Source organism: Sporosarcina luteola, assembly GCF_007991495.1.
Classification (GTDB): domain Bacteria; phylum Bacillota; class Bacilli; order Bacillales_A; family Planococcaceae; genus Sporosarcina; species Sporosarcina luteola.
Map to the genome: position 1 here is coordinate 30629 of NZ_BJYL01000004.1, position 14040 is coordinate 44668.

The 14040-nt window shown below is 43.0% G+C and carries 13 protein-coding genes; all 13 read right to left on the reverse strand.

Features of this window, described 5'->3' with window-relative positions; all coding sequences use genetic code 11:
• Positions 1-45 precede the first annotated feature (45 nt).
• The 13 genes from SLU01_RS01320 to yfmF all read right to left on the reverse strand — a co-directional run bounded on the left by SLU01_RS01320 (position 46) and on the right by yfmF (position 13844).
• Positions 46-480, reverse strand: coding sequence for a YlbF/YmcA family competence regulator (locus SLU01_RS01320; RefSeq protein WP_147054531.1), 435 nt, complete (start codon positions 478-480; stop codon positions 46-48).
• On the reverse strand, positions 480-2015 hold the full coding sequence (gene miaB, locus SLU01_RS01325; protein ID WP_147054533.1) for a tRNA (N6-isopentenyl adenosine(37)-C2)-methylthiotransferase MiaB: 1536 nt from the start codon (positions 2013-2015) through the stop codon (positions 480-482). Before miaB ends, SLU01_RS01320 begins: the two co-directional genes overlap by 1 nt.
• Before the next feature lie 200 nt (positions 2016-2215).
• The gene (locus SLU01_RS01330) at positions 2216-2485 is read right to left on the reverse strand and encodes a stage V sporulation protein S (RefSeq protein WP_147054536.1); all 270 of its coding nucleotides are present in this window, start codon (positions 2483-2485) and stop codon (positions 2216-2218) included.
• Between the two features lie 88 nt (positions 2486-2573).
• Positions 2574-3371, reverse strand: a complete 798-nt coding sequence (locus SLU01_RS01335) for a TIGR00282 family metallophosphoesterase (protein WP_147054538.1) — start codon at positions 3369-3371, stop codon at positions 2574-2576.
• Between the two features lie 88 nt (positions 3372-3459).
• Positions 3460-5025: a ribonuclease Y gene (gene rny, locus SLU01_RS01340; protein WP_147054540.1), complete on the reverse strand. Its 1566-nt coding sequence runs from the start codon at positions 5023-5025 to the stop codon at positions 3460-3462.
• A 470-nt stretch (positions 5026-5495) separates the two neighbouring features.
• Positions 5496-6563: a recombinase RecA gene (recA, locus tag SLU01_RS01345; protein WP_147054542.1), complete on the reverse strand. Its 1068-nt coding sequence runs from the start codon at positions 6561-6563 to the stop codon at positions 5496-5498.
• A 277-nt stretch (positions 6564-6840) separates the two neighbouring features.
• Positions 6841-8085: a competence/damage-inducible protein A gene (locus tag SLU01_RS01350; RefSeq protein WP_147054544.1), complete on the reverse strand. Its 1245-nt coding sequence runs from the start codon at positions 8083-8085 to the stop codon at positions 6841-6843.
• 12 nt (positions 8086-8097) lie between these two features.
• Positions 8098-8676 (reverse strand): CDP-diacylglycerol--glycerol-3-phosphate 3-phosphatidyltransferase, encoded by a 579-nt coding sequence (gene pgsA / locus SLU01_RS01355; RefSeq protein WP_147054546.1) that lies wholly within the window; start codon positions 8674-8676, stop codon positions 8098-8100.
• Positions 8677-8757: 81 nt separating this feature from the next.
• On the reverse strand, positions 8758-9609 hold the full coding sequence (locus SLU01_RS01360; RefSeq protein WP_147054548.1) for a helix-turn-helix domain-containing protein: 852 nt from the start codon (positions 9607-9609) through the stop codon (positions 8758-8760).
• 18 nt (positions 9610-9627) lie between these two features.
• Positions 9628-10425: a YmfK family protein gene (locus tag SLU01_RS01365; RefSeq protein ID WP_147054550.1), complete on the reverse strand. Its 798-nt coding sequence runs from the start codon at positions 10423-10425 to the stop codon at positions 9628-9630.
• Positions 10426-10546: 121 nt separating this feature from the next.
• Positions 10547-11275, reverse strand: coding sequence for an elongation factor P 5-aminopentanone reductase (gene ymfI / locus SLU01_RS01370; protein ID WP_147054552.1), 729 nt, complete (start codon positions 11273-11275; stop codon positions 10547-10549).
• A 2-nt stretch (positions 11276-11277) separates the two neighbouring features.
• A complete protein-coding gene (gene yfmH / locus SLU01_RS01375; protein ID WP_147054554.1) occupies positions 11278-12576 on the reverse strand; it encodes an EF-P 5-aminopentanol modification-associated protein YfmH in 1299 nt (432 codons plus the stop codon).
• Between the two features lie 2 nt (positions 12577-12578).
• Positions 12579-13844 carry an EF-P 5-aminopentanol modification-associated protein YfmF gene (gene yfmF / locus SLU01_RS01380; protein WP_147054557.1) on the reverse strand — a complete coding sequence of 422 codons (1266 nt, stop codon included), beginning with the start codon at positions 13842-13844 and terminating at the stop codon, positions 12579-12581.
• Between the last annotated feature and the right edge of the window lie 196 nt (positions 13845-14040).

A 14040-nucleotide genomic window follows, 5' to 3' on the forward strand; every position in this document is an offset into this window, starting at 1 on the left:
AAAGTGAAAAAAACCGATAAGGAATTTTTCCTCATCGGTTTTGCATTATGATAATGGTTTCGGTTTTGTGTTTTCTACGTAAGATCCAGTTTTGCCTCCACGCACATCGCCGCCAGTGGATTCAATGATTTCATCTGTAACACTATTAGAAATCGTGTTGGACACCAATTGAAGAAGAGCGTTTACGTCAAGCTGGGATTGTTTGAATTCCTGCACAATCGGCACTTCATCAATTTCTTCTTGGATTTTTTCAATTTTCCCTTCTATTATTTCAAGGGCACGTGCCTTCTCATACATTTGGAAATTTACCGCTTGAGTTTGCAAAGATCTCAAACTTGCGATTTTTTCACGGATTTTCTGGTTTTCATTAATTTGTTCTTCAGCACGTTTGAAAAACTCTACTTGTTCTGTGTTCGCGATCATATGAGCAATCTCTCTTGCTTTTTCAATAATATCTTCTTTCGTGTACAATTTTTCCATTATGACATCACCTTATCCTCTTCTACGACGCCAATAAATTCGCCGTCGAGCGACCATGTTTTGGCCTCGGTTATTTTTACATTAACAATCTCACCGATTACAGAACGTGGAGCTCTGAAATTGACAAGTTTATTCTTCTCGGTATACCCTGCAAGTACTTCGGGATTCCTTTTACTTTCTCCCTCAACAAGCACTTTGACTACTTTGCCTTTATAAGGCTTCATCGCTTCTGCAGACATATCATTCACTAGCTTGTTCAGACGTTGAAGACGCTCTTTTTTCACTTCCATTGGAATGTTATCCACCATCTTGGCAGCAGGCGTCCCTTCACGCGGTGAATAAATATAGGTGTAAGCCATTTCAAATCCGACTTCCTTATACAGAGAAAGTGTTTCTTCAAATTGCTCATCTGTTTCGTTCGGGAATCCCACGATAATATCCGTCGTCATCGTGGCATTTGGAATTGCCTTTTTGATTTTGTCAACCAGTTCCAAATACGATTCACGTGAATATTTACGGGCCATGATTTTCAAAATATCACTTGAGCCCGATTGAACCGGTAAATGGATATGATCAAGTAAATTCCCGCCTTTAGCAAGCACCTCGATTAAATGATCATCGAAGTCTCTTGGATGACTCGTTGTAAAACGAATTCTCGGAATGTCGATTTTACGAAGGTCGTCCATCAGATCGCCTAACCGGTAATCCAAATCGTCGAAGTCTTTGCCGTATGCATTGACATTCTGCCCAAGCAGCATGATTTCCTTATAACCATGAGCTGCGAGCTGCCGAACTTCCTGAATGATATCATGGGGACGTCTGCTGCGCTCCTTCCCTCTTGTGTAAGGGACGATGCAATATGTGCAGAACTTGTCGCAGCCATACATGATGTTCACCCAAGCTTTGATGTTGCCGTGACGGACTTTAGGAAGATTTTCAATGATATCCCCTTCCTTCGACCATACTTCAACGACCATTTCTTTTGACATATATGCTTCATGCAAAATATTCGGCAATCTATGGATATTATGAGTTCCAAAAATCATATCGACTTGGTCATAAGTTTGAAGGATCTTATTCACAACCGACTCTTCTTGGGACATGCAGCCACAAACCCCGATAAGCATGTCCGGGCGTTCAAGCTTCAGAGGCTTTAAATGCCCTAACTCTCCAAACACCTTATTTTCTGCATTTTCCCGGATGGCGCACGTATTCAAAAGAACGACGTCAGCATCCTCCACAGTATCTGTCGGCTCGTATCCCAATCCTGTAAAAATACCGGCCATCACTTCTGTATCATGTTCGTTCATTTGACAGCCGTATGTACGGATATAAAATTTTCGTCCTATCCCCATGCCTAAAAAACGTTCTTCTATTTGAAAATCATCATGATAGGCAATCTCCTCTTTCCCGCGCTTCTTAGCGTTTTTCAAGGATGGAGGCGTGTAGACAGTTTCAAAGTATTTGCTATAATCCTTTTCAGTTGCTGTCGTAGGTTTGACTAGCCCAGATTGAAGGCGTTGCTCTTCATTCATATAAACTCCCCTTTCTTCAAACTACGTGGGAATAGTACAGATTCGATTTTATTATACATGAACTTCTTTCTACTTTGAAGTGACTGGTTTATTCATTTTCGGAATTCGTGATGTTTTGGGCAACTATGTGACAGCTATAGCCAATTAAAACAGGCGAAGGAGCATATATTGCGTCCCTTCGCCTGCCACTTTTTTCGTTTTTAGTTCCGCTTTCTTTTTTCGACTAACAGTTTCAAAGCAGTTCTTCCTTCGCCATTGATCTCAATATCGGTGAATGCTGGGGCGCATATAAGGTCACTTCCACTCGGGGCTACGAAGCCGCGAGCTATGGCGACAGCTTTGATGGCCTGGTTTAATGCACCAGCTCCTACCGCTTGCATTTCTGCGTACCCTTGATCCCTGATGACCGCTACAAGTGCTCCTGCGACTGAGTTTGGATTAGAGCGGGATGATACTTTCAATGGACTCACCATGTTTCCTCCTTGTTTTCACGATGTCTATGGAATGTATTTATCCATAAGTCATCTTATGAAAAGAAGGAGATGATTAGACTCAACTTCATGCTTTGAATCCATGATCCTCGTTGATCATGATGCGTTCGACTTTTATCGCTTTTCCTGTTTGGTTGTCCAATTCAACGAATAACCCATTTAATTGACCGCGCCCTTTTTTCGGAACTTCAAATCGGACAGGGAGATTCGTACGGAACCTGTAGATGACATCCTCTTTTTTCATGCCTAAAATCTCATCATATGGGCCAGTCATTCCTGCATCCGTTAAATATGCTGTCCCTCCAGGTAAAATCCGGTCGTCTGCTGTCTGGACATGTGTATGGGTACCTACAACAACGGAGGCTTTCCCATCTAGATGCCATCCCATCGCAATTTTTTCGCTCGTTGCCTCTGCATGGAAATCTACAAAGATGAGCGGAGATATTTCGCGAGCTTCTTCAATTAGCTCCTCCGCCTTTTCAAATGGATCGGCATGTGGAGGAAGAAATGTACGGCCATGCAAGTTGATGACTGTTAGTTTCACTCCATTTTTTTCAATGGTCGTCATCCCTTTTCCCGGTGCTTCATCGGAAAAGTTTGCTGGACGGATTAAGTAATCGGTATTATCGATAAAATCATATATTTCCTTTTGATCCCAAGTATGATTTCCCATCGTGACGACATCAACACCTGAACGAAGAAGATCATCGAAAATCGCTTTCGTTATCCCTCTTCCGGAAGCCGCATTTTCACCATTCGCAATCACAACATCCGCCTCGTATTTTCTTTTTAACCTTCCAATATAGTCAAACACCATATCTCTGCCGATCGATCCAACGATATCGCCTATAAATACTACTTTCATAAAATGAATACCTCTTTCTATTAACTCAAGATGTGAATCTTATCGCAAGAAAATGACTCCTGCGCCATGATGGACAGGAGTCATTTTTTCATTTTGCATATTCGACTGCGCGTGTCTCCCGAATTACAGTCACTTTGATATGACCCGGATAATCAAGCTCTTCCTCGATACGTTTTCGAATATCCCTCGCCAATCGATGTGCGGTAATATCATCAATCTGATCTGGTCGTACAATGATACGTACTTCACGTCCAGCTTGGATGGCGAATGATTTTTCAACGCCTTCGTAGGATTCTGAAATCTCTTCAAGTTTTTGCAGTCTGCGTATATAGTTTTCAAGTGTTTCACTTCTCGCACCCGGTCTAGCAGCGGACAAAGCATCCGCAGCCGCAACCAAAACGGCGATAACTGATGTGGCTTCTTCGTCTCCGTGATGTGATGCGATGCTGTTTATGACGACTGGATGTTCTTTGTACTTCGTAGCCAATTCGACTCCGATTTGAACGTGGCTTCCTTCCACTTCGTGGTCGATCGCTTTTCCGATGTCATGAAGAAGTCCAGCACGTCGAGCCAATGTAACATCTTCGCCAACTTCAGCGGCTAATAATCCGGCAAGATAAGCGACTTCGACAGAGTGCTTCAGGACGTTTTGACCATAGCTTGTCCGGAAATGCAATCGTCCAAGGATTTTGATCAAATCTGGGTGAAGATTATGAACGCCGACATCAAAGGTAGTTTGCTCACCTTTTTCGCGTATCAACTCATCCACTTCACGCCGCGCCTTGTCCACCATTTCCTCGATTCGGGCAGGGTGTATCCGGCCATCTTGCACAAGTTTTTCCAGCGCAAGACGTGCAGTTTCACGTCGGACAGGATCAAAGCCTGAAAGAATGACCGCTTCTGGTGTATCATCGATGATCAAATCGATTCCAGTAAGTGTTTCCAATGTTCTGATGTTACGGCCTTCCCTACCGATAATGCGACCTTTCATTTCATCGTTCGGCAAGTTCACGACAGATACCGTAGTTTCTGCAACATGGTCCGCGGCAAAACGCTGCAATGCAAGGGATAAGATCTCACGTGCTTTCTTTTCAGATTCTTCTTTCGCACGCTGTTCCGATTCTTTCGTCATTACGGCGATATCCGTGGAAAGCTCATTCTCGACGTCATCTAGGATGATCCGTTTTGCTTCATCTCTTGTAAGTGCCGAGATTCTTTCTAGTTCCGTCTGTTGCATGGCAACAAGATCTTCCGCCTTGCGTTCCATTTGTTCAATATGCTGTTGTCTACTGGATAGCGCGTCATCTTTGCGCTCCAGTCCCGCTTCTCTTTTATTGAGAGCATCATCCTTGCGGTCTAGATTTTCTTCCCGTTGCAAAAGGCGGTTTTCTTGTTTCTGCAATTCCGCTCTTCTTTCACGGACTTCTGATTCCGCTTCAATTCTCAGTTTGTGATTTTCATCCTTCGCTTCCAACAGTGCCTCTTTTTTCATAGCCTCCGCTTCACGTTTTGCTTCTTCGATAATTTGTTCGGCAGAGTTTTGGGCACCCGTCACTCTTGATTCATTCACCTTTTTGATAACTAAATAGATAACAACTGCACCGACGAACAGACCGAGCAAAGCGGAGATGATGATTATGATGATATCTGGCATCCAGGTCACCTCCTCCTGCTATTCTTTTCGTTTTCAGTCGGCTCGTATATTAACATTCAACATACTGCCATAATGATTTCATTGATGTGAAATTATACAATTCTAATTGTATCTATGAAAAATTGTCATGTCAAGGATTGTAAAGCGTTCTGAAGCTTTATTGGTTTATTTATTTAAATGAAGGAAGTATGTATTTTGAATTAAAGTATTTGAATCCGGATTTCCACTTCAGGCGGACGCTTTCCGACGAAAAGCGGAAGGCGCTTGCTAAGATGCGACAGGCATAAGGCAAAGATGCGGCGTGGCGGTCTTTGCCACAGAGCAGCTTTGACTTATGACCCGAGCATCTAGCGCCTGAAGCTGGACAATGGCGGGCAGTCTCCACTCCAAGCAACTAAAGCCAACTAAATTAGCATCCACTTGGATAAAAAAAAACCGATCCGCCTTGGAATCGGGGATCGGTTTGAGGTTTATTTTTTTTCTTCTTCCAGGAATAGTTCGAGTTCTTCCTCATCGTCATCCTCGTCGTGGCCTGCAATGACGTAGTTTGCTGCAGCCATGCCATAGGAGTCACGGATTTTGTTTGCGATTTCTGCACGGATTGCAGGATTTTCTTTCAGGAATTGCTTGGCATTTTCACGTCCCTGACCAAGTCTTTCTCCTTCATAGGAATACCATGCACCACTCTTTTGAACAACTTCCAGTTCGGCACCTAGATCGACGATTTCCCCTTCTCTGGAAATCCCTTCTCCGTACATGATGTCGACTTCTGCAGTACGGAACGGAGGTGCAACTTTGTTTTTAACGACGCGGATTCGAGTTTTGTTACCCATGATGTCATTGCCTTGTTTGATTGCTTCTCCGCGGCGCACTTCAAGACGGACCGAAGAGTAGAACTTCAGTGCACGTCCACCAGGTGTCACTTCAGGGTTTCCGAACATGACGCCGACCTTTTCACGGATTTGGTTGATGAATACAGCAATCGTTTTCGATTTGTTGATGGCGCCGGAAAGTTTACGAAGTGCTTGCGACATGAGTCGTGCTTGCAGCCCGACGTGCGCATCGCCCATCTCGCCTTCAATTTCTGCCTTTGGCACTAATGCCGCAACAGAGTCAATTACGACAATGTCGATTGCTCCGCTTCGCACTAGGGCTTCGGCAATTTCGAGGGCCTGTTCGCCAGTGTCAGGCTGTGATAAAAGCAATTCATCAATGTTGACGCCTAATTTTTGGGCGTAGATTGGATCTAATGCATGTTCAGCATCTATAAATGCTGCTTGTCCACCTGACGCCTGCACTTCTGCGATAGCATGGAGCGCCACAGTTGTTTTACCTGAACTCTCAGGTCCATAGATTTCAATTACACGGCCTCGCGGATAACCGCCTACCCCTAATGCGGCATCAAGCGCAAGTGATCCGGTTGATGATGTGGAGATTTCTCGGTCTGTTTTCTCCCCTAATTTCATGACGGAGCCTTTCCCGAATTGTTTCTCGATTTGTTTCAAAGCTTGGTCCAACGCTGCTTTACGATCGCTCAAAAATGATTCCTCCCTTAAAAGGTGTTGTTCTTATTCTACCTGTCTCTACTATACTCCTTTTATGAGAAATACTCAACTAAAAAACGAACGCTTATTCGATTTTTTATCGAGTAATTCATTTTAAAGGCGGAAAAAGGGTAGATAATTCATCTAGAAGCGTAAAAATCGGCCTATAATTTTATTATCCATGAATAGTTGAATTAAAGTATTGGAACCCGGATTTCCACTTCAGGCGGATGCTTTCCGTTCCAATCCTATAACAATCATGTATCTATTATTATTCGTATGAGGATATTTCATTTATCAGGTAGTAAAGCGCGAATTGGGCGGCGCGGGAGCGGTTGGCATTTCGTGTACCGGATAGGTTGAGCTTAAAGGTCTTTACCTCGTCGTCTTTAAGGGCTAAGCCAATCCATACAGTCCCCATTGGTTTGCCGTCGTGCGGATCGGGACCGGCTGCACCCGTTAACCCGATGCCGATATCTGAACCGAATTTCTGTTTCACATTCCTTGCAAGCGCAGCAGCGCACTCCGGGCTGACAACGCCATGCTCCTCTAACAATGCCTTATGAATGCCAAGCTGTTCCATTTTCGTTTGTTCATTGTAAACGACTACTCCGCCTTTTAAAGAAGCGCTAATGCCAGGTTCATTCGCCAATTCGGCCATGAACCGCCCAGCGGTTAAGCTTTCGGCTGCGGCAAGGGTCAGTTGATTTTTCATCAATAGTTCAGCGGCCTTTGAAGATAATGTGTCATCGTCTGTACCATAGATGAATTCACCGACAAGCGAACGGATTTCCTTTTCTACCGGATCGATCAGTTTGTATGCTTCTTCTATGGAACTGGCTTTGGCGGTCAGACGAAGAATGACCGAATCAGGCGAAGCTAATGGTGCTACTGTTGGATTCGACTGCTTTTCCAAAACCGATTGCACACGAAATTCAAGCTCTGCTTCGCCAATCCCATAGAACTTCAGAACTTTAGACGCTATCACTTCCTGTTTGCCCAAAGCACCTAACAAATAAGGAATCGCTTCTTTTTCAAACATCGGCTCTAATTCATGAGGAGGGCCGGGCAATAGGATGTAATGTAATCCTTTCTTTTCAATTGCCATGCCCGGAGCCATGCCATTGCGATTTATCAAAACCATGGAATCCGCCAAAACAAGTGCTTGTTTTTTATTGTTTTCAGTCATGACACGGCCAGTCCGATTGAAATATTCTTCGATTGAAGTCAGTGCTTCAATATTCATTTCAAGTGAACCATTGAGTTTTTTCGCGATTGTCTCTTTTGTCAAATCGTCCTTTGTCGGGCCGAGTCCACCTGAAAAGATAATAAGATCTGCACGATTTTGAGCAATATCAATTACTTCTTCCAGACGATCCGGGTTATCGCCTACAACTGTTTGGTAATAGGCATCAATGCCGATTTCAGCAAGACGGGCTGAGATGAATTTGGCATTCGTATTTGTGATTTGGCCGAGAAGAAGCTCTGAGCCAACTGCAATGATTTCTGCTCTCATATTGACATCTCCTTACATTGAGTCGAGTAAAGCACGACGATTCTTATAAAAGTAATCCGCACCGGACCAGATCGTGAAGAACAATGCAATGTATAGCATGATTGTGCCAAACGGGACATTGATCGCTTCAAAGAAGATGTTATTCAGAAGGAGAAAAGAGATCGCTACTAATTGAGTTGCTGTTTTGATCTTCCCAAGTTGCTGGGCTGCAACCACTTCGCCCCCACCAGCCATAACTAGCCTTAAACCTGTCACGGCAAATTCCCTGCTTATAATAATAATGACGATCCATGACGCGGCAGAACCAAACTCGACGAGAACAATTAAAGCAGCGGAAACTAATAACTTGTCCGCAAGCGGATCCAAGAATTTCCCCATATTCGTTACAAGATTATGCTTTCTCGCCAAATGACCGTCAAACCAATCCGTCAAACTTGCAATAATGAACAATATAGCCCCGATTAAATGCTCCGCCGGTAAAATAGTCCCTCCGATTTTCAAATCACCCATTCCAAAATCGACTAACATAAAAATGATGAAAATAGGGATGAGTAAAATACGAGACACCGTAATTTTATTCGGTAAATTCAATTTGTCTCACCTATCCTTCAATTGATAATTACAATATGTATGACGAATGAAAATAGTCATCTACATAATAGATGACTATTTTCATTTCTTATATTCGATAAAGATATTTTGAGTCGAAGCTTCAGAAGAATATTCCAGTTTTTCCCCATTTACATAGATATCGGCATATGGGGTGACAGCGACACGTATGCGGACAAATTCAACATCTGAAACGTCCAGCTCAATCGTCTCTCCATTTTTCATCACTCGTGCTTCCGGAGTAAGCTCTTCTTTCTTTTCATTCTGCACGCCTATCCACGTGTCTCCAAATGTATCGATTTTGAGCTTGAATTCTTCAGCGTCAGTTAATGTATATGTCGAGTCTTGTCCTGTCGTGCTTTGATATGCAAGAACTTGTTCCTTAACATCTTCCACTTCGGTGTCTGGCTCCGTCTCTTCATCTTCCGGCTCCTCTACAGTCGGATCCGTTGTTTCGACTGGAGGTTGTTTGCTATCCACAATCAGCTCCTGTGGAGGTTCCACCTCAGTTCCTGTTTGCTTGGAGGAACTTTGTTGCCAAAGCACCCAAACGACAACGATGATTACGATTATGAATAACGCTACAATGATTTTTGGTATTGTTTCATTCAGACGGTTATTGCCTTTTAAACCACGGCTCCTTGTCATAGGAGGAGTAATTGTCTCTTCCTCCATTTTTTCATGAATTGCCGAATCTTTATATAAAGACAACATCTCATCAGCGTCTAAACCGACCGCTTCCGAGTACTGTTTAATGAAAGCACGTACGTAAAAAGCGCCAGGCATCATACTGTAATCTTCATTTTCAATACCGGAAAGGTACCGTTTCTGAATTTTAGTTATGGATTGCAAATCATCCAAGGAATATCCTTTAGCTGTTCTCGCCTCTTTAAGACGATCACCTAATCCGGTCAATTTTATCACCTACCCTGTTTAAAAGTTAAACGAACCAAATCCGCCCATAGGTCCTCTATCGGACATCATATGGTTTTTTTCCATCATTTCATACGTTATTTCTTGGTCAGGATCCGTCCGTAGTTCAATAATATAGTCGAAATCCTCCATATCATATTCTGAATGCTGTACGAACATATCAGGATGCTCGACCACTTTAATGGAAGGCATACCCATCATTTCGCGAACAAGCTGCATATGTCTTTCATCGCCGGATTTCCTCGTGACAATGCCGTCAAGAATGAATATATTATCCCTCGAGAATTCATCTCCCGCAAGATTATTTCTGACAGTCTGCTTGATCATTGTGGAAGATAGGAAAATCCATTTCTTATTCGCACAAACACTTGCCGCAACGACAGATTCCGTTTTGCCGACTCTGGGCATACCACGGATACCGATCAGTTTATGGCCTTCCTGTTTAAATAATTCCGCCATGAAATCGACGAGGACTCCCAATTCGCTGCGTATAAATCGGAACGTTTTCCGATCGTCAATATCCCGCTGAATATAACGTCCATGCCTAACAGCCAGAATATCACGTAATTTCGGCTCCCGTATCTTCTTTACTTGTATCGTTTCCATTGTGGACGCAATCAATTCAAATCGTTTAATTTGATCATCATCTTCCGTCCTGACAAGCATACCTCGATGTCCACCGTCCACGCCGTTGATCGTAATTATATTTACGCGCAGCATCCCTAATAGAGACGCAATATCTCCAAGCAATCCCGGCCGATTCACTTGAATTTCGTATTCGACATACCATTCACCCATTCGACACACCCCGTTCCTTTATCATAGGACGCGCATGACACAACTTAGTTCTATAATAGCGGATTCGACATGCGAAGAAAAGGAAAAAAGAAAAAGGGGAAAAATGCATCCCCTTATAAATTCAAATATACCATCCGCCGTTCAACTTAAGGATTTCACCAGTCATATAATCCGCTTTTCCGCCAATTAGAAAACTTGCAAGATCCGCTACATCTTCCGGTGATCCAGTTTGTTGCAAAGGTATTTGTTGCATGACCATCTCTTTATCGTCATCCGAAAACCCGCCATTCATGTCTGTGTCTATCCAGCCTGGAGCAATCGCATTGACTCTAGTGCCGGTGTAAGCAGCCTCTTTTGCATACGCTTTAACGAAAGCATGTTGGGCACCTTTAACGGCTGAATACATCACTTCCCCAGCAGCACCCGTATTCCCCCAAATCGATCCGATAAATACGATATACGAAACTGGATGACTTCGCAATTGTGGGGAGATGAGACTTATGAACAAAGCGGGATTTTGCATATGTACCCGCCATAATGCCTCCATGTCTGTACAAGACGTATCTGTTAACAATTGCAACATCGGTTGGCCGGATGCAACGATGACAGCCTGGACATGCCCTACTTTTCCCGCAAGTATTTCAGCACCATCCGGTTTTGTGAAATCAGATTGAATGGTTTGGAATTCTTTATCTGGATATAAGTTTGATAACTGATTGCGAAGCCTGACTGCCCGTTCTTCATTGTTATTGTAATGAAGATATAAAGACCAGCCATCAGCTGCAAGTCTTTGGCTGATGGCTTCCCCAATCCCCCCGGAGGCACCGAGGATTACTGCATGGCGCTTCATCGTCAGCCTTCTTTCCCCCCTGGAATGATTTCCATAACCGTATGGCTTGCTTCATCAGAAATCGTTGTGAACGCATCTTTCAAATCATCAATTGTCAGTTTTTCAAGAGTCGGTACCACATCGAACAAATTCATATCATTGAAATTATATTGCATGAATTGGTTGGAAATGAATTCAATGGAGTTCAAAGAACGCATGAATTGACCGATTCTGCGTTTTCTGGCACGATTCAAATCCGCCTCCGTCACTGTCCAATTCCCCGCTTGCGATTGTATCGTTTTTCGGATGGCGGCTTCCAAAGCAGAAGGATTTTCAGTATCCGATTCAACCATCGCAAACCCAAATCCTTTTTCCTGAGTGAAATCATAATTATATGTTTCGTCAATCAAATGATCTTTGTAAGCTTGCGTGTAAAACTCGGAAGTTCGGCCAAACAGAATATCGAGCACGAGATGGATGGACAGATCTTGCACAAGCATTTCATCGCCTGTTAAATTTGTACGATTGCATTTCATCCCATAATTAAATTTCGGTCTTTGGACATCCATTTCAAGTACAGTTTTCTTTTTAAATGCTTCAAGCGGCTCTTCAGGAAAGTCTCGTGAAACTTCCTCGGGTTCGGAAAACTCCTTTCCGTCCTGATCTTTTTTGATGAAAGTCATCATTTCATCGGGATCAACTGCACCGATAACAAAAACAGCCATATTTGAAGGATGATAAAATGTTTCATAGCACTCATACAAATGCTCGGCAGTAATTTCCTCTATCGTTTCAACAGTCCCCGCAATATCGATTCTTACGGGATGCTCTTTGTACAGACTTTCAATCGTACCGAAATAATTCCGCCAATCAGGATTGTCATCGTACATCGTAATCTCCTGGGCGATGATTCCCTTTTCTTTATCAACTTTCTCTTTTGTAAAATAAGGCTCTTGAACAAAATCCAAAAGTACTTTAGTGTTTTCATAAAGGTTTTCAGTCGTAGAAAACAGGTAAGAAGTGCGAGTGAAAGATGTGAAGGCGTTCGCGCTTGCACCTAGCATTCCAAACTTCTGGAACACATCGCCTTCCTTTTTATCGAACATTTTATGCTCTAGGAAGTGTGCGATGCCATCCGGTACTGTGACGAAATCATTTTTCCCTCTCGGAATAAAAGTACGGTCAATTGAACCGTATTTCGTCGTAAAAGTGACATACGTTTTAGAAAATCCGCGTTTCGGCAAAATAAACACATTTAGCCCATTATCAAGCCTATCGTGGAATAATGTTTCTTGTAAAGTGTCGAAAACTATTTTCTCCATTTTTACGCCTCTCTTCCAGATAACAAGTAGATGATTTCCAAATTGATTTGTGATGCCATCTTCTTAATATCTTCAATGGACACCGCTTTCCATTCTGCAATCAATTTGTCAGCTGTAAAATCTTCATCCAAATATTTGTACTGGTCATACACTTCAATTTGCCCTCTTGCAGAGTCAAAAGCACTACGAATACTATTAGATAGCAAAGCGACGGTTTGATCGAGCTCCATATCGTCCACATTGCCGTTCTTCAAGGCGTCTAACTGTTCCCCGATCAATTTGACGGCTTTCTCCTCAAGTTCAGCGTCGATGCCAGCCATGACATACACTACGCCGTAATACGCAGCATAGGCACTATTGACAGTGTATGCCATGCTTTCCTTTTCACGGACATTCATAAATAATTTACTGTGCGCAAACCCGCCCAATATGCCATTCGTCACTTGCATTTTAGGGTAGTCAGGATGGAAGAAAGAAACAGGTGTGCTGTAACCAACTTGCAGCTTCCCTTGCTTCATGTCCTGCTTTTCAAAAACTTTTCGGACCTCTTTCACCTTCACGGACTCTACTTCCAACGGCTTGCGTGAAAACTCCCTTGCCGGGAAATCAAACATTGACTTAATCTTAGCTGTTAATTCCTTCTCATCAATATCTCCGACGATATATATATCGATCGCATCGTTGTTCAACATGTTCTCATATGTATCGAGAAGCGTCGCACTCGTAATGCTTTGAACTTCCTCTTCTGTTCCATTGGATGATACAGAAGCAGGGTTATTCGGGCGCATCAAATCGAACATTCGCTTATGCGCATACCTTGCTTTGTCATCATAGATGGAGCGAATCCGTTCAATGACTGTGTGCTTTTCACGGTTGACGATTGCTTCATCGAATGAACCGTTCTTGAAATTCGGTTTGAAAAGGACCGATTGAATCATTTTCAAGGCTTCATCGAAAACGCCGCCTGTCGATAAATATTCATCATTTACACATTCCATGTTCAATGAAACGATATGGGTATTGCTACGTTTGCCTGCGTCCATATAAAAAACAGTACCATAAAGCTCATCCAATGCTTTCCGCAATTCGCTCTGTTTCGGAAAATCGGCGTTAGAATCCTGAAGCACATTAGACAATACGGCGCGGTGCGCGGCCTGTTTATCATCCAGTTCGGCTATCCATTTAAAAGACATTGTAATTGTTTTGAATTGCTCCGTCTTTCGGATGTATAAATTGACGCCTTTTTGCAGCACAACTTTCTTAAACATCTGAACACCTCGTTTTTCCTTTATTATACGAATACCTTTCTACACTATACATTCCATATCATCATAATGGCAAAATAAACGCATTCTCTCACTTTTCGGAAGCTGAGAACGGGAAAAACCGCTTGAAACTCCATTCGAAGGGTTTCAAGCGGTTCAGTTACGTCAAGCAGCGGGTGGCAACTGCGACCCTTCGCTT

Bases quoted from the DNA above. Each gene is read 5' to 3' on its own strand.
- SLU01_RS01350 (WP_147054544.1), bottom strand. From the start codon at position 8,085: ATGAGAGCAGAAATCATTGCAGTTGGCTCAGAGCTTCTTCTCGGCCAA.
- yfmH (WP_147054554.1), bottom strand. From the start codon at position 12,576: ATGGAGAAAATAGTTTTCGACACTTTACAAGAAACATTATTCCACGAT.
- ymfI (WP_147054552.1), bottom strand. From the start codon at position 11,275: ATGAAGCGCCATGCAGTAATCCTCGGTGCCTCCGGGGGGATTGGGGAA.
- SLU01_RS01365 (WP_147054550.1), bottom strand. From the start codon at position 10,425: ATGGGTGAATGGTATGTCGAATACGAAATTCAAGTGAATCGGCCGGGA.
- SLU01_RS01320 (WP_147054531.1), bottom strand. From the start codon at position 480: ATGGAAAAATTGTACACGAAAGAAGATATTATTGAAAAAGCAAGAGAG.
- SLU01_RS01335 (WP_147054538.1), bottom strand. From the start codon at position 3,371: ATGAAAGTAGTATTTATAGGCGATATCGTTGGATCGATCGGCAGAGAT.
- miaB (WP_147054533.1), bottom strand. From the start codon at position 2,015: ATGAATGAAGAGCAACGCCTTCAATCTGGGCTAGTCAAACCTACGACA.
- rny (WP_147054540.1), bottom strand. From the start codon at position 5,025: ATGCCAGATATCATCATAATCATCATCTCCGCTTTGCTCGGTCTGTTC.
- yfmF (WP_147054557.1), bottom strand. From the start codon at position 13,844: ATGTTTAAGAAAGTTGTGCTGCAAAAAGGCGTCAATTTATACATCCGA.